Origin of the sequence: Paenibacillus vandeheii (genome assembly GCF_030433635.1) — a bacterium.
Taxonomy (GTDB): Bacteria; Bacillota; Bacilli; order Paenibacillales; family Paenibacillaceae; genus Paenibacillus; species Paenibacillus vandeheii.
Window position 1 is genome coordinate 56,518 of record NZ_JAROCD010000014.1, and the last position, 14,355, is coordinate 70,872.

Consider the following 14,355-nt stretch of genomic DNA (forward strand, 5'->3'; position numbering starts at 1 on the left):
ATGCCTTCTCTTGTCCATTGCTATTTAAAATCACCCATTTTAACCAAATCCATGGAAACGCCCATCCTTTCGTCTGCCTTTTTTCATAGACTGGAAGGATAGAAGCTCGGCCTGTGCAGGCCGAGACAAGGAGGTACCTATGAGAGTTCTGCTCGTGACCTATTGGGAGCTTACACAGATGGGTGGAATATGGACATATGTGAAGCAGCTGGCTGACAGGCTGATGGCACTTGGCGTAGAGGTGGATATTATGGGCACCAATGGAGCCAAAAATGAAGTGTACATTCGCAATCTAAATCGTTCCTTCTCCAAAGATAAAGTATGGCCTATGCTTCAAGCCAAGCTTAATCCAACAGATTTCCCTCAATTCACTGCCGATTCTCTCGTGGCTTATTATGAGTTGAACAGATATGCCTTTGAAATGGGTGCTGCCTATCTAGGCGTTGATCATTACGACGTCATCCATGCGCAGGATCCGGTCGCTGCCGTTGCGATGAAACGCATATTGAACCGCAATACACCGCTGGTCACAAGTTACCACGGAGCGCTTGCGCGCGAAGCCTTTTACGATGCTCAAAAATCTAACGCGAAGCTTAAACTTCCTGAATATATGCAATCCAAACGCGGACGTTACTTCCTGTCATTAGAAGAGCGAAGCGCTGAACAATCCGAACTTATTCTGGTCTCCAGCCATTGGATTAAGAGTACACTTACGGACCTCCAGGTTCCCGAGTCCAAATTCCGAATTATTCCTTATGCTTTGGATATTCCAGCCTACCGAGCCCAAGCAGCGGTCAAGTTCCGTCAGCGCAAGCCAGCGGGCAAAAAAGTGATCGCCTTTACGGGCAGACTGGAGCATATCAAAGGGGTGCACATTCTGGTCAAAGCACTCTCCAGCCTAAAGAAGACCCGCTCCGATTGGGTCTGCTGGATTGCTGGAGAAGGCAACCTGATGGAGGATTTGCGTTCCCTGGCCAATGATCTTGGCGTAGGTGGTGACATCGTTTTCTGGGGTAAACTCGACAACATTCCTTCATTCCTGCGTCGTGCCGATATTTATGTGCAGCCCAGCTTGCAGGATACCCAGCCTTTCTCGGTCACAGAAGCTCAGCTCGCCGGATTGCCTGTCATCGTAAGCGGAACGGCAGGTATGCCTGAGATGGTGCAGCCTGAACATACCGGCTGGGTCGTGCCACCGCAGGATGTCGAGGCCCTTAGTGAACTGTTAAACGCTCTTCTGCAGGATAATGCCACCCGTGCGAAGGTAGGAGCAGCGGCTAAAGCATGGGCTGAACAACATCGATCACTGGAGGAGATGGGATTGCGCACGCTGCATGTTTACCAGGAAGCCATTTATTTAGGAGGTCAGAGAATATGACATTGCTTGTCCCCAGTGATTTGTATAACCGTTGGTTCTCCATCCCTGTGTCGACGACACATATTGAGGTGGATTACGCTGTAATGAACGAATTAATGAGGAAGCTGCCCAAAGGATATGTTTTCCCTGATCCAGCAACCATGCTCATTCTGACTTCTGAGAATAACTAGAGTCAAGACACTTTACAAACAGGAACAAACAAGAGGATATTCGTTCATGCCGCCCCACTTCACGGCAATCGAATACCCTCTTTTTCTCTTTATCTTACGTTTCACTAGCCAGCCTAGCATTCGCATTTGTGGCTCCCACGACTTTAGCTTCTGCTTCAAATCTACTTCCAATAACCGCCTACTTGCAGCAAATTTAGTAATACCGGCCGATGCTTCGCTTGAACAAGCTCCATCTCGGCTTTCAATGCCTCGAAGTGTTTCTTGGTTCCCATGGATTCATGAACCCGATAACACAGCAGCGGTTCATTGAAATAGAACAGCTCATAGAGTGGAAACAGTCTCAGCCACATCTCATAGTCATGCGTATAGCGAAAATCGGTGTCAAACATGCCGAACTTTCGAAATGCATCCATCTTTAGCATCACGGTGCAGCCGTTAATTGGGCAACCTTCGGTCAACACCTGCAGCATCTCCAGACGACTTCCTACCTCCGGTCTCACCGTGTCCATCCACTCGCTGTTTGCATCTACATAATGATAGGCCCCGTGACAGAATGATGCCTTGACGTCGAGCATGAATTTCAGTTGTTTCTCTACCCGGTCGAGCAGCATCACATCATCGGAGCTGAGCCACACAAAGTAATCTCCTGTCGCCTGCTTGATACCCTCGTTTAACGCGGTTGCCGTTCCACCATTCTCTTTTCGAATATAGCGAATGCGATCCATAAAGGGCTGCAGCCGCTCCACATGCTGCGTAGAGCCATCATCTACCACTATGACCTCAATATTCCGATACGTCTGGTGAACGGCGCTGTGAACAGCCTGCTCGATGTACGCGCAATTATAAAAAGGAATGACAATTGATACTTTCGGCTCCATTCGGTCCTCTCCTTTCTCCGCGTAAATAATCCCCATTCTCCCTATTATATGAGGACAGATCCGATAGGGATCAGGCATCTGTTGGCATAGCTACGCATAAATTATCCACAATATAAATAAGCATCTTGCATTAATCCAAAGAGCGTCTTTCAAGCAGTAGGATACAGCTCGAAATGCTTCTATTCGTCTATATCTTGTCCCCGGAGTAAATTGAGTTGAATTATGAAAAATGCTTACAAATAAAGAGGGCGTTATTCGGCCGCCCTGCGGCCTCCATAACCCCCACCAAATTTTTTTATCCTCCAATGGCAGCAATTCGCTGCAACAAAGACTCCCGATATCTGGACCACACCATGGAGGCCTCCCGGCCGATGTTATCCGCATGACGTACCGTTCCCATTTCTCCATGCCGTCGATATGCTGTGAGCGACTCGTTCAGATAAGGAAAGCGATGTCCGTTCAGCAGGATACGCATCCATAGATCCAGATCATGCGTGTAAGGCAACAGTTCATCGAACAATCCCACCGTACCGAACAGATCCTTGTGGATCATCACGGTACAACCGTTCACCGGATTACCATTAACGAAGAGGCGCAGCCAATCTGGCTCAGGTACAGGGTCAGCCCCTCCGTTCAGCTTGGTCACCTTAGAATGTTCATTAATGTAATTAAAGTTGGTATGTGAGATGAGCACATTCTCCCGTTGCATAAATTCAACCTGATGACGAATCTTATCCGGATATAAAAGATCATCCGAACTTAGCCATGCGATATAGTCCCCGGAGGCATGACGAATGCCGTGATTCAGAGCCGAAGCTGTGCCGCCGTTGCTTTTGCCAAGAACATAAATATATGGAAGATACGGCTGAAGCAGCTCCGCATGCCGGGTAGATCCATCGTTGACGATAATGATCTCCACATCGGTATATGTCTGGTTCAGTGCACTCTGGATCGCTTGATGCACATAGGGACAATTGTAAAACGGAATGACGATGGACACTCTCGGATTCATTCAGTCGACCTCCCTTGCTGGGTACGAACATCACTCAGAATGTCCTGAAGAGATTGGGCAAATGAAATCAGTGGCTGCCAGCCCAACTTGCGCAGCGCCGAGAATTCCTGCTGATCTCCAGCCCCGTCCGGACCGGAAGAAGCGCCGTCCCATCGTACAGGTACCTCCGCTTCGGTCATGGTCAGCAGCGTATCCGCAATCTCTCCGAGGCTGCGCTCCGTGCCTGACACAACCGGGTATACATTCCCCGTGGTGCCTTGAACAAGCAGGGTTGCATAGGCTCTGACCGCATCCCGCACATCCAGAAAATCACGGGTATTATCCCTGCCGGATAGACGAAAGGCTTCCGTCTTGCCTTCCAGTTCACAGGCAACAATATGACGTGCCAGCAGTGAACATATGCCCGTCGAAGGGCCTGCCCCGATCAGATTCCCCGGCTCGGCCAGCATAATCTGCTGTCCAAAGAGAGACATCCAGGATAGAGATACCATTTCCTCCAGTGCTTTGCTGAGACTGTACGGATGCGGAGGCTGCGGTGTACGACCCGGTTCGGCGGTATATTTTAATCGGGAACCTACAATTACGATCCGTGCCGCCGGACAGCTTCTCAACGCATCCAGTAAGTACAGAACGGCCATCACATTGGTCTCCAGTACGAGCAACGGATCAGCCCATGAATCGGGTACGGAATTTTTGCCTGCAAGATGCAGTACATAATCCGGTTTTACCTCATCAATCAGATGACGGACTTGCTGTTTATCGTTAAGATCACAGACATGTACAACCACGCCATCCCCAAACGAATGTATGCCTACCCGCCTGACCACCGCAGCCACCTCCGCACCGACTGCCCTGAAGTAAGCAACCGCATGCCGTCCAGTGAAGCCAGAGGCGCCCGTGATCAGTACCTTTTTGCCTGTTAGCTCTGCTCCATCCATAATGCCAGCTCCTTCAGCATCGTAGAATAATCCGGAAGGTCTGTCTTCACATCCTCACGTGTGGATACTAACGTGCGGTCCTGCACAACGCTATCATCGGGTACGATAACAACATCCTGTTTACCCCATGTCTGTTTGAACAGCACAAGCAGATCGTGCTTGCTGACAGGCACCGGATGAGCCAGATGGATAAGACCACTGACTGGCGATGCCAGATAATGATCTACCCATTTGGCCAGTTCAAGGGTGGTCACCCCATTCCAGAAGACACGTGTATATCCGCCAACCTCGCCTGTGCAGGACATGAACCAGTGCATCAGACCAATGCCGCCTTTCCGGATTTCAGGTCCTATAATGGACGTACGGATCGTCAGATGCCTGGCATCCTGAACTTCACCCAGTGCTTTCGTGATGGCATAGGTAGATGTTCCATCCGTTACATCATCCTCCCGGTATGCTCCCCGGTCCCCACTAAACACACAATCTGTACTGATGTGAATCAGACGTGCACCAATCGTATCGGCGATCCGCCGCAGACGATGTGGCAGAAATCCGTTAATATGATAAGCGGTAATTTTGTCTTCATCCGCAAAGCTGTTCAATACACCTACTGCGTTAACGATGACATCTGGGTGCACAGCCTCTACCAGACGATCGACCATGAAGCAGTCGTTTACATCCAGCAGCAGACCGTTAGGATCTGATACATCCCGGGTCGTGTAGAAGACGCTATGCACGCCTTGACGGCGGAAATAGTCGACCAAGATATGGCCGGCCATTCCGTTTCCCCCAAGTATCAGCAACTTCATGACAGGAACCCTCCGCGTTGCAGAATGTCACGAATCTCTGCTTTGGTCATCAGCTGATGTTCCGAACTAAAGCTGCTGAAAGAAACAGGCGGACAATTGGTGTAATGCTCTTTCAATCCAGGTATGCCGAGTGTAGGCAAAATCACCAAGTATTGCTCATCGTATACCACAGTGGTCATGCTCTCGAATTCACTCATCAGAATTTCGTGAATCTTCTCACCAGGACGAGTACCGCGCTCCACAATGGATACATTCTCCACACCTGAATCCTCAATCAGTACTTCTGCGAGGTCTACAATTTTGCAGGTTGGCATCGTCATGACAAATATCTCACCACCTACACTTTCCACCGAAGCCTTGAACAGCAATGTGATCGCATCTTTCAGGGTGAGAAAAAATCGGGTCATCTTCATATCCGTGATGGATACTTGACCTTTGGAACGAATCTGATTTTTGAATAAGTGTACGACACTGCCGTTCGTTCCAAGTACATTCCCACCACGTACGGTTACAAACCGAGTATTGCTATGCAGCAGATTGGCATATACGATTAACTTCTCCCCGATTGCCTTCGTCATGCCATAGAAATTGGATGGATTCGCGGCCTTATCGGTCGAAATATAAATGACTTTTTCCACATTATTTTCAATCGCAGCCTCAATGACATTCTGTGTGCCGATCACATTGGTTTTGAGTGCTTCATACGGTTGGTCTTCACACACCGGCACATGCTTGAGCGCTGCGAGATGAAATACATAATCCACATGCTGACAGGCAACGGTTAGGGCATCCTTGTCTCGGATATCACCAATGCGAAAATGAAGACGCGGGTCTTCGAATTCACGACTCATCGCCACTTGGCTGGACTCATTCCGGGAGTAAACAATAATCTCCTTGGGCTGCTGGGGCAGCAGTTGAGCCACAAGTTCATAACCCCATGATCCCGTACCGCCAGTCACGAGTATACGCTTATTTTCAAACATGCATTTTCCCTCCAAGCAGAAATTTGACCACTTTACTGGATACATCGGTTGCTTTGTAACCTTGTGGGCAATCCCAGTCGTTTGACATTTCGGTCATTACTTTCACACAGCCCGCAATACGCTCCGCATCCAGACCTGAGACCACGTTACTGCCGCAATCCACGGTCTCCGGACGTTCTGTCGTCCGACGCATGGTGACCGTAGGTACTCCCATGATGCAGCACTCCTCCTGTACGGTTCCACTATCCGTAAGTGCACAGCGTGCATGTCGTTCCAACATCACGAAGTCGAAAAAACCGAATGGCTCGTGAAATTCCACCAGCGGGTGCATCTCCAGCTGCAGATGCTCGGCGATTCGAATGGCCGTTCGAGGGTGAATGCTGCATATGACTCGCATGGCATGTTCTTCAGCAACCTGGTTCAAGCCTTTCATGATTTCCAGCAAATGTGGAGGGTGGTCGACATTCTCCGCCCGATGTGCCGTAACCAAGAAATATTGCCCGGACTTCAGCTTCAATTTCTTTAGTATTTTGCTGGAACTCACTTGTGCGTCGTAGTGTTGCATCACTTCATAGATTGGGTTACCTGTCAGTACGATTCGGCGACTGGGCACCCCTTCACTAACCAGATGTTTCTTACTCTGTTCGGTATACGGCATATTAATGGTGGAAATGGCGTCGATAACCCTGCGATTTTTCTCCTCGGGCACATCCAGATCAAAGCATCGATTGCCTGCTTCCATATGAATGACGGGTATGCCCATCCGTTCTGCCAGAACAGCACATAATGCACTGTTCGTATCCCCGAGAAGCAGTACTTTATCCGGTTTCTCCTGATGTAATAGATCTTCCATTTGTGTAAACATCGAGGATAACTGTCGACCCAACGAGGCCGCTTCATCCTGAAGGACGTAGTCCGGCGCCCGCAGGCCCATCTCCTTAAAGAAAAGACCGCTGAGACTTTCCGTGAAGTTCTGTCCCGTGTGTACCAGAATATGTTTGGACGCGTACTGGTCCAGCTTGGAAATGATCAGGCTGAGCCGTATAATTTCAGGTCGCGTACCCAGCACCGTCATGATCTTCATCGTAACCCCTGCCTTCATCGTCTATTGGATAATCTCCGGCGAACCCGGCTTCGTTTGGCTTTACCAGGCACGCGTTTGCGAACAGTCGGTTGAATCACACGCGCACGCTGTTTCTTCTTTTTGCTTGGCTTCAGTTTTCTCCCACCTGTTCCCGTTCCTCGTTTCAACCGGTCACGTCCCCCCCTGCGGTGGGGCGATTTCGGGTAACGACTTCGACCTGTTCTGTGGCTTGAGTAAGGTGCTGATTCTTCATGAACAGGCTGACCGATGGCAAGCGGAGGCAAGGACGAGAGCGGCAAGGCCTGCATCACACTCAATGGGAACAATCGTGCCCGAACCGAAGCCGGATCCAGAATCAGCACGGTTCGCAAACGGCCCTCATCCCAAGTGTACACTGGCCCATTCGGAGGCTGAATGTACGGAAACCATCCGGGAAAACGCATCAACCACTGTGTCACCATCGTATGCAGCTTTGCCCTGTAGGTTTCAATACCGTACAGCTTTTCCGCTTCTGTCCGATTACGCCAACCCGTGTCGGAGGCAAGTTCAGGATCATTCAACAGGGTTGTTGCAAGAGTAACTAGCGCCCGGTAATCCCCGGCTGGGGCCAAAAATGCACCACTGCCTACCGATTCCAGCAATTCCTTAAGTCCGCCCTGGGCAAAAGCAATAACCGGTTTGGCGAAATAAAGCCCCTCCAGCGCGGTCATGCCGAAGCCTTCTTTGACCATGCTCGGAATAACCACCATATCCATGGCCGTATAGGCCAGTGATACGTTCTCTTCAAACGGCGTAAAGGTAAATCTGCGATAATAACCTGATTTTTTTACCCGTGATACACATTCGTCATAGTACTTTTTGTCCGCTGATGTACCAATGATCCAGAAACGGCAGCGCGGATGGGTTTCACACAATTGCAGAGCCATATCTACAAAAGGTTTCAGACCTTTGGCATCATATATGAAGGAAGAGATGTAACCAATACAGATCTGCGATGACTTGAAACCGAGCTCTTTGCGTTTGCGTTCTCTCAAATGAACCCACCGTTCCGGAGCCGGCAAGGCCGGGTCCCAGGTTGGGGAGATCACGGTCAATTTGGAACTCATGCCGGCTTGCTTGAATGGCGCTACGGCACTTTCGGATATACCTATGATCCAGTCCGAGTAACGCCCAATCATCTGTACGGCTTCGTTTGTATGTTCATTCAAATCAATAATTTCGGTAATCTTCCAAATCACCGGAATTTGCAGAGACTTCGCTGCTACGGCAGGCATCACATTGACACAGGTATTCGTTAACACCAGATCAGGTGCAGTCTCCCGGATAAGGGAGACCACGTCCTGGTAATCTGGCTTATGACGAAGCTGTTCTGCATCCGTTGCAATCCCCCGGTAAGGTGTGTACACACCGTGAAGCATCGGCAGGAAGCATACTTTGACCTGAATATCGAACCTCCGAGCAAGTCCGGCGAGCTTTCCTTCCTGAGGAACGACGAGTACACAATCGAAGACGGAACCCATCTCCCTCATAAAATGAAGCAACAGCTTCTCCGCGCCCGTAATACTGCGGGTGTTGCACACATGGGAAAACAACATGAGTTTGGGTTTAGTCGCCATGGCTGCACGGACCCTGAATACGAACATGCAGGGTTCTGTGCACACCTCCTTCCGGACAGGATTATGGGAATATAATACTCAGCAGTTCGTTGATTCTTTTGCCATACGTGTGATCCTTCAATGTCCGTTCAAGTCCTCGAAGTGCAATCTCACGGCGCTCTTTCTCATGATGGAGATAGTATTCAACCTTATCGAGCAGCTCCTGAGGAGAAGAGTAGGTCTCGATTTCCACACCCGGTTTATAGAAACGTGCCAGGTCATCCCGCGCATCGGTCAATTGAAGGGTTGTGGAAGCTGCGATTTCAAAAGTTCTCGGATTCGGGGAGGCTGGTGGAATTTTAACATGGTTGTTATTGACGGAATCGTCTTCGTGGGAGCGGTGAAGGTTGATAACAATTTTGGTGCCGTTATAGACATCGTTCGTTTCCTGCGGACTCATCCAGCGACCCAGTTCGATCTTCTCGCCGTAAGCAGCATAGTCAGGCAGGCGATCCCACCAGATGCCATTAAATACGGTATTGTGCGACATCAGCTGTGCCATGATCGGATTGAAGAAATACACCCGGTTCCAGTAAGCCGAACCGATAAAGCTGACATCCCGATGCAAGGGAGATGGTGTAGTGATCGGGAAGTAGTGGTTGGTGAATGCAGCAAAGGGCAAATAGTGAACGGAAGGGCAGCCGTTTTGCCGATACAGTTCAACACAGTTGATTTCCAGTGTAAAAACATGATCGAAGTGCTTAACTGTCTCAAGTGTCATATCCGTATAATACGGATCATCCGTGAGCCAAATTGCCGTCTGAATGCCTGCTTGGCGAATCGCATCCAGATGTTCCAGCGGAATATCCATGCCATCCAGCACAAGCACAAGATCCGGCCGGGTTTGCAGCGCAATTTCAGAAACAGGCTGACGCGGATCGGAAAGGGTTACTTGGGCAACCATGCCCTGCAATGTTGCCATGATGGCTTCATCCAGTGGGGAATATGGGAATCCTTTACCCGAAGATACATACAGCACGTGAAGCTGCCGGAATGGCAATGGCTCCTGTGCACAATTGACAATATAGTTGGCACGGCCGCGCAGATATCCTTCTTCCTTGCCCGCATCATATCCGGCATGTTGCCCGTTTTTGCGTGCTTGGTCAGCCAGACTGAGCACTGGTGCATGAAACTTTCTCGTTTTACGGTGTTTGAGAGACATACCGCCACTCCTTTTATTTTTGGGATAGGGTTCTCTAACTCTGCTGTCCTGCAGAATGAGATTTACACGTGCTCCAGCAGCTGAGCGATACGACGGGTGAACGTATGCTGATTCAACGTGGTGAGCAGCCCACGCCAGGCTAACGCTTGCCGTTCCTCTTCATGGTGCAGATAATATTTGATTTTGTGCTGAAGTTCTGCCGCCGTTGTAAAGGTTTCGATGTCATACCCAGGCCGGTAGTAGCGTGGCAGATCCTGGCGTGCATCCGTAATCTGCATCGCGCCACAGGCGCTGATTTCATACGTGCGTGGATTAATGGAATGACCTTCAAGATGATGTGTATTGCGATTGTCTTCCCCGTTCTCGCAAGTCCGATGAACGTTAATGACGATTTTGGCGCCATTGTAATAATCCACTGTCGCTCCAGGATCGATCCAGCCTTCATGGATGAATCGGCCCAGGATGTCGAAGCGTTTCAGCCGATTCCACTGGCTGCCGGCAATGAATACCTTTTTGTCCGCCAGAAAAGGAGCCAGCTCGTCGAACAGTGCAATTCGGTTCCAGAATCCAGTGCCGATAAAACAAATGTCATACTGATGCTGTGGTGCCGTACGTCTTGGTTGAAACATGCCCGGGTTCACTGCAAGCGGCATATAGATCACTCGACCCGCTCCATGTGCAGTATAGAACGGCACGGCCGCTTCCTCATGCGTGAACACGACATCATAATGCTGACAGATGCTTGTCGTATCTTCCGTAAAGTACGGGTCATCCACAAACCATACCGCTGTTTGAATTCCCAGTGCCCTTATGCCATTCACCTGCTCCAGATGATCGGGGGGGAATACGTGTAGTCCATTCATGACCAGTACCAGATCGGGCCTGTGCTGGCTGGCTTCCTGCAGCATGGCTGCCGGCGATCCGACAACACACTCACGAACCGATTGCTGCAGAGCTACAATGACGCCTTCATCGATGGCATCGAATCCCTGTGGAATATACAGCACTTTCATATTTCGCACGGTCGGCTCAAACATCTGCACTCGCTCCATCATGGCCTGACAGCCGCCAAATCTGCGGCCTTCTAAATATCCGCCACGGTAAGCCCTCGCCGCTTCTGTGGGCGGTCGGTGTCTTCGTTTTGCCACATCCTTCACCCTGTCTTCCTTCAGGAGATCCCATTGTCAGATTCTCCCCGAGATTGGTGTTCCCTCTAAAGGATATGCCCCGGGGTCAGATGCATCATGGACGGGTGTCCTGCAAGGCGCAAAATTGGCGTCTGCCCTCCACATCCGCCTGCACGGGCATGTCCGCTTTTGCGGCGATACAAATAACCCGGAGGGATCTGTCCCCCCGGGCAATCGTCATACACTGGACATGCATCTATCGTCATCGGAAATGCACACCTATTCGGTTATTGCGCTTTGTAAGCCAGCTGATGTCCGTCCTCGAATCCCTTGGCGAAACCCGCGTTGAATCCCTCGTTGTACGCCTCGTTGTACCCCTGGCTGTAGGCGCTGTCCGGGTTCGGATCGGTAGGGGTAGCCGGGACGAATGGTTGTGCAGGTTTCACACTCCGGTGCCGACGTACCGCACGTTTCTTTTTTTTGAGCCACGCACTGCGTCCTTTGAGAGTACGTTTACGCAGTACACGTTTGCCTTTGACCGCACGCAGTTTACGGATTTTGCGCAGACGGGCCCCGCGAGTAAGCAGAGCTCTTTTGGTTCTCAGACGTATTTTTTTCTTCTTTAACATGTCAACATTCCTCCTGTATGTTCCGGACCATGCGTATCGCATATCCAGGGTCTTTGAGCCATGGCTCTCCAGGCTCCCCATGCTGGATTTGGGCCAGCCTTATCCCCGTAACCATCCGGGACATCTCCTCTTGATAACGGCTAAGTAGACGAATGTTCTCAGCCAGACTGCGGGCGGATACTTCCGAGTGGGCAGACACGCTGGCCACACTGTCCAGAATGCGGGCGAGCGCCTGCTGACTGTGTGCAATGGACTCGATGAGGGACAGTTTCGCTTCCTGCTCACGCCGCAACAGACTCATTTTCCGAGATCCCCCATATCCATACCGCCAAACATGCCACCGTCCATACCGCCTTCTTCACCATCGCTCTGGACCAAAATGGCCTTCAGGTTGTTGCATAATCCGGTTTCCATTCGGGTCAGTCCTTCCAGTATTTCCACCAGCTGATCATGCATCTTGAGTGGCTCCGCCACCTGATCGCTATGCGTCAGAAAAGCTTCACCATTCAGATGATTTAGCGCCCAGTTCCTTACCTTCTCAGCTTCAATCGCCTTGGCCTCCAAAATCAGGGCAATATTCCACTGCATTTTGGCGGCTGCATCCAGCATCAGGATGAGGCTTTGTTCTCTGCTCATGTCCATTCACCCGCCTTCCGGGCTTATTCTTCCTCTTGATCCGCCATCTCCCGCATCACCTGGGTCAGCGTTTCGGCTACGGCTTCTTCCAGATCTGCCAGGCCTCCCAAATAGGAGATGATGCTTTTGTTGATTTGTCCTGAGCTGTCCAGCAGACCGTCAACGCCATCCAGCTCCGGTTCGATATCCGGCAAATGATTAATGATTTCAGACATGCGCACAGCGACTTGACGTTTGGCATCCAGTACACGTGCAACCTGCTGGTGAGAATGTGCAATATGTGTGAGTATTTCATCGATCTTGCTCTGCATGGTCCTCCTCCTTACCGTCACGGCCTGCTTTCACCCATAGAAAAACCCGGCCTATCAGCATTTGCCTGCTACAGCATATGCCGGGCCGGGATCGTCAGTTACTCCAGCTTGCGCCTATATCGTCAGATGACATAACTCCAATCGGATGAGTATCGGCTGAGGAATTGGCGGGTACGCTCCTGTTTGGGACGCACGAATACCTCCTCCGGTGTCCCTTCTTCCACGACGGAACCCCCATCCATGAATACAACTCGATTCGCCACCTCGCGGGCAAAGCCCATTTCATGGGTGACAACAATCATGGTGATGCCTTCCTGGGCAATGGATCGAATGGCGGACAGCACCTCACCTACCAACTCGGGATCAAGCGCCGAGGTAGGTTCATCGAACAGAATCACCTCTGGATTCAATGCCAGCGCCCGAGCAATACCAACCCGCTGCTGCTGTCCACCTGACAGCATGCTGGGATACTCATTGATTTTGGCGGACAGACCCACTTGTTCAAGCACACGCAAGGCTCGTTCACGAGCATCTGCTTTGGACATCTTCTGGGCAATAATTAACCCTTCGGTAACGTTATCCAGCACTGTTTTATGTTTGAACAGATTATAATGCTGGAACACCATCGCCGTTTTTCGCCGTAACTGCACAATGTCATATTTGCGCGCATGCTTGCAGTCTACGGTTAATCCGCTGATCTGTACCTTGCCCTCATCGGCACGTTCAAGAAAATTCACACAACGCAGTAATGTCGTTTTACCGGACCCGCTCGGTCCAAGAATGGCAACAACATCCCCCTGTTCCACAGTCAGATCAATGCCTTTCAACACTTCCTGCTTGCCAAAAGATTTGTGTATATTCGTCAGTGATATCATGACACCCCTCCTTTGCTGTACACGGCAACCCTGCGTTCCAGCAAAGCTGTAATCCGTTCGGAAATTACCGTCAGACCCCAATAGATTAATGCAGCAGCAATGAAAGCCTCCAGAAATTTCAGACTGACCGAAGCGACCACATCCGCTTTGCCGAGAATATCCATCTGAGACACGGTGAACGCCAGGGTTGATCCATGCAGGAAACCAACAAACATGCTGCATAGATTTGGCAGAACCGCACCAACCGCCTGCGGTAAAATAATGCGTCTCATTGCCTGGGAGGTACTCATGCCCACCGCATGTGCAGCTTCCAGTTGCCCTGAATCCACCGCCAGAATGCCGGAACGAATAATCTCAGACATATAAGCTCCTGCAGTTAACGAGAAGGCGAACAGCACAAATACCAGAATCGGAATGGAAGACGATTGAAAAGCCCAACCGTACCGGGCAGCAAGCTTGTCGATGATCAGCGGAATTCCGTAATAGATTAGAAATAAGTGCATCAGCATCGGTGTACCACGGAAAAACGAAACATAGAAATCAGCGATCCGGTAGACCCATGGAACCTTATAGATGCGTACCAAAGCAGTAATCAGACCCATGCCAAAGCCTGCGACCAACGGTACAATCGTAATGACGAGTGTCAGTGGCAATGCCTTTAGAATCTGGAAAAAAGAGGTGTAGATAAAATTGAAATCAATAGACATT

Annotated in this window: 18 protein-coding genes; 2 read left to right on the forward strand and 16 right to left on the reverse strand. The window is 50.3% G+C overall.

Translation table 11 applies throughout. From position 1 onward, the window contains the following. Window positions 1-139: 139 nt before the first annotated feature. Window positions 140-1,378 carry a glycosyltransferase family 4 protein gene (locus tag P5G61_RS25035; protein WP_301248933.1) on the forward strand — a complete coding sequence of 413 codons (1,239 nt, stop codon included), beginning with the start codon at window positions 140-142 and terminating at the stop codon, window positions 1,376-1,378. Then, window positions 1,375-1,548 carry a hypothetical protein gene (locus P5G61_RS25040; protein WP_301248934.1) on the forward strand — a complete coding sequence of 58 codons (174 nt, stop codon included), beginning with the start codon at window positions 1,375-1,377 and terminating at the stop codon, window positions 1,546-1,548. The genes P5G61_RS25035 and P5G61_RS25040 overlap by 4 nt, the downstream gene beginning before the upstream one ends. A gap of 161 nt (window positions 1,549-1,709) precedes the next feature. On the opposite strand, the gene P5G61_RS25045 is transcribed toward P5G61_RS25040, so the two are convergent. From P5G61_RS25045 to P5G61_RS25120, 16 genes are all read right to left on the reverse strand, one after another. Continuing rightward, window positions 1,710-2,426 carry a glycosyltransferase gene (locus P5G61_RS25045; protein WP_301248935.1) on the reverse strand — a complete coding sequence of 239 codons (717 nt, stop codon included), beginning with the start codon at window positions 2,424-2,426 and terminating at the stop codon, window positions 1,710-1,712. A 295-nt stretch (window positions 2,427-2,721) separates the two neighbouring features. Beyond that, on the reverse strand, window positions 2,722-3,438 hold the full coding sequence (locus tag P5G61_RS25050; protein WP_301248936.1) for a glycosyltransferase: 717 nt from the start codon (window positions 3,436-3,438) through the stop codon (window positions 2,722-2,724). Continuing rightward, window positions 3,435-4,376 carry an NAD-dependent epimerase/dehydratase family protein gene (locus tag P5G61_RS25055; protein ID WP_301248937.1) on the reverse strand — a complete coding sequence of 314 codons (942 nt, stop codon included), beginning with the start codon at window positions 4,374-4,376 and terminating at the stop codon, window positions 3,435-3,437. Before P5G61_RS25055 ends, P5G61_RS25050 begins: the two co-directional genes overlap by 4 nt. Further along, a complete protein-coding gene (locus tag P5G61_RS25060) occupies window positions 4,358-5,185 on the reverse strand; it encodes a dTDP-4-dehydrorhamnose reductase family protein (protein ID WP_301248938.1) in 828 nt (275 codons plus the stop codon). Before P5G61_RS25060 ends, P5G61_RS25055 begins: the two co-directional genes overlap by 19 nt. Further along, entirely contained in the window at window positions 5,182-6,168 is a 987-nt protein-coding gene (locus P5G61_RS25065; protein ID WP_301248939.1) for a polysaccharide biosynthesis protein, read from the reverse strand. The genes P5G61_RS25060 and P5G61_RS25065 overlap by 4 nt, the downstream gene beginning before the upstream one ends. Continuing rightward, window positions 6,161-7,252 (reverse strand): non-hydrolyzing UDP-N-acetylglucosamine 2-epimerase, encoded by a 1,092-nt coding sequence (gene wecB / locus P5G61_RS25070; protein WP_079347722.1) that lies wholly within the window; start codon window positions 7,250-7,252, stop codon window positions 6,161-6,163. Before wecB ends, P5G61_RS25065 begins: the two co-directional genes overlap by 8 nt. Window positions 7,253-7,266: 14 nt before the next feature. Then, window positions 7,267-8,895 carry a glycosyltransferase family 4 protein gene (locus tag P5G61_RS25075; protein WP_301248940.1) on the reverse strand — a complete coding sequence of 543 codons (1,629 nt, stop codon included), beginning with the start codon at window positions 8,893-8,895 and terminating at the stop codon, window positions 7,267-7,269. A 34-nt stretch (window positions 8,896-8,929) separates the two neighbouring features. Next, the gene (locus P5G61_RS25080; RefSeq protein WP_301248941.1) at window positions 8,930-10,069 is read right to left on the reverse strand and encodes a CgeB family protein; all 1,140 of its coding nucleotides are present in this window, start codon (window positions 10,067-10,069) and stop codon (window positions 8,930-8,932) included. A gap of 62 nt (window positions 10,070-10,131) precedes the next feature. Next, window positions 10,132-11,226 (reverse strand): CgeB family protein, encoded by a 1,095-nt coding sequence (locus tag P5G61_RS25085; RefSeq protein WP_301248942.1) that lies wholly within the window; start codon window positions 11,224-11,226, stop codon window positions 10,132-10,134. Between the two features lie 56 nt (window positions 11,227-11,282). Beyond that, complete coding sequence (locus P5G61_RS25090; RefSeq protein ID WP_301248943.1) at window positions 11,283-11,462, reverse strand: hypothetical protein; 180 nt, start codon at window positions 11,460-11,462, stop codon at window positions 11,283-11,285. 21 nt (window positions 11,463-11,483) lie between these two features. Next, window positions 11,484-11,825, reverse strand: a complete 342-nt coding sequence (locus P5G61_RS25095) for a hypothetical protein (protein WP_301248944.1) — start codon at window positions 11,823-11,825, stop codon at window positions 11,484-11,486. Between the two features lies 1 nt (window position 11,826). Then, the gene (locus P5G61_RS25100; protein WP_079347555.1) at window positions 11,827-12,126 is read right to left on the reverse strand and encodes a hypothetical protein; all 300 of its coding nucleotides are present in this window, start codon (window positions 12,124-12,126) and stop codon (window positions 11,827-11,829) included. Then, window positions 12,123-12,461 carry an alpha-helical endospore appendage domain-containing protein gene (locus P5G61_RS25105; protein WP_024632559.1) on the reverse strand — a complete coding sequence of 113 codons (339 nt, stop codon included), beginning with the start codon at window positions 12,459-12,461 and terminating at the stop codon, window positions 12,123-12,125. The genes P5G61_RS25100 and P5G61_RS25105 overlap by 4 nt, the downstream gene beginning before the upstream one ends. A gap of 23 nt (window positions 12,462-12,484) precedes the next feature. Beyond that, window positions 12,485-12,772, reverse strand: a complete 288-nt coding sequence (locus P5G61_RS25110; RefSeq protein ID WP_024632560.1) for a hypothetical protein — start codon at window positions 12,770-12,772, stop codon at window positions 12,485-12,487. Between the two features lie 122 nt (window positions 12,773-12,894). Then, window positions 12,895-13,647: an amino acid ABC transporter ATP-binding protein gene (locus tag P5G61_RS25115; protein WP_301248945.1), complete on the reverse strand. Its 753-nt coding sequence runs from the start codon at window positions 13,645-13,647 to the stop codon at window positions 12,895-12,897. Next, the gene (locus tag P5G61_RS25120) at window positions 13,644-14,354 is read right to left on the reverse strand and encodes an amino acid ABC transporter permease (RefSeq protein ID WP_301248946.1); all 711 of its coding nucleotides are present in this window, start codon (window positions 14,352-14,354) and stop codon (window positions 13,644-13,646) included. The genes P5G61_RS25115 and P5G61_RS25120 overlap by 4 nt, the downstream gene beginning before the upstream one ends. Window position 14,355 lies beyond the last annotated feature (1 nt).

Bases quoted from the DNA above. Each gene is read 5' to 3' on its own strand.
- P5G61_RS25035 (WP_301248933.1), top strand. From the start codon at position 140: ATGAGAGTTCTGCTCGTGACCTATTGGGAGCTTACACAGATGGGTGGA.
- P5G61_RS25040 (WP_301248934.1), top strand. From the start codon at position 1,375: ATGACATTGCTTGTCCCCAGTGATTTGTATAACCGTTGGTTCTCCATC.
- P5G61_RS25045 (WP_301248935.1), bottom strand. From the start codon at position 2,426: ATGGAGCCGAAAGTATCAATTGTCATTCCTTTTTATAATTGCGCGTAC.
- P5G61_RS25050 (WP_301248936.1), bottom strand. From the start codon at position 3,438: ATGAATCCGAGAGTGTCCATCGTCATTCCGTTTTACAATTGTCCCTAT.
- P5G61_RS25055 (WP_301248937.1), bottom strand. From the start codon at position 4,376: ATGGATGGAGCAGAGCTAACAGGCAAAAAGGTACTGATCACGGGCGCC.
- P5G61_RS25060 (WP_301248938.1), bottom strand. From the start codon at position 5,185: ATGAAGTTGCTGATACTTGGGGGAAACGGAATGGCCGGCCATATCTTG.
- P5G61_RS25065 (WP_301248939.1), bottom strand. From the start codon at position 6,168: ATGTTTGAAAATAAGCGTATACTCGTGACTGGCGGTACGGGATCATGG.
- wecB (WP_079347722.1), bottom strand. From the start codon at position 7,252: ATGAAGATCATGACGGTGCTGGGTACGCGACCTGAAATTATACGGCTC.
- P5G61_RS25075 (WP_301248940.1), bottom strand. From the start codon at position 8,895: ATGTTCGTATTCAGGGTCCGTGCAGCCATGGCGACTAAACCCAAACTC.
- P5G61_RS25080 (WP_301248941.1), bottom strand. From the start codon at position 10,069: ATGTCTCTCAAACACCGTAAAACGAGAAAGTTTCATGCACCAGTGCTC.
- P5G61_RS25090 (WP_301248943.1), bottom strand. From the start codon at position 11,462: ATGACGATAGATGCATGTCCAGTGTATGACGATTGCCCGGGGGGACAG.
- P5G61_RS25095 (WP_301248944.1), bottom strand. From the start codon at position 11,825: ATGTTAAAGAAGAAAAAAATACGTCTGAGAACCAAAAGAGCTCTGCTT.
- P5G61_RS25100 (WP_079347555.1), bottom strand. From the start codon at position 12,126: ATGAGTCTGTTGCGGCGTGAGCAGGAAGCGAAACTGTCCCTCATCGAG.
- P5G61_RS25105 (WP_024632559.1), bottom strand. From the start codon at position 12,461: ATGAGCAGAGAACAAAGCCTCATCCTGATGCTGGATGCAGCCGCCAAA.
- P5G61_RS25110 (WP_024632560.1), bottom strand. From the start codon at position 12,772: ATGCAGAGCAAGATCGATGAAATACTCACACATATTGCACATTCTCAC.
- P5G61_RS25115 (WP_301248945.1), bottom strand. From the start codon at position 13,647: ATGATATCACTGACGAATATACACAAATCTTTTGGCAAGCAGGAAGTG.
- P5G61_RS25120 (WP_301248946.1), bottom strand. From the start codon at position 14,354: ATGTCTATTGATTTCAATTTTATCTACACCTCTTTTTTCCAGATTCTA.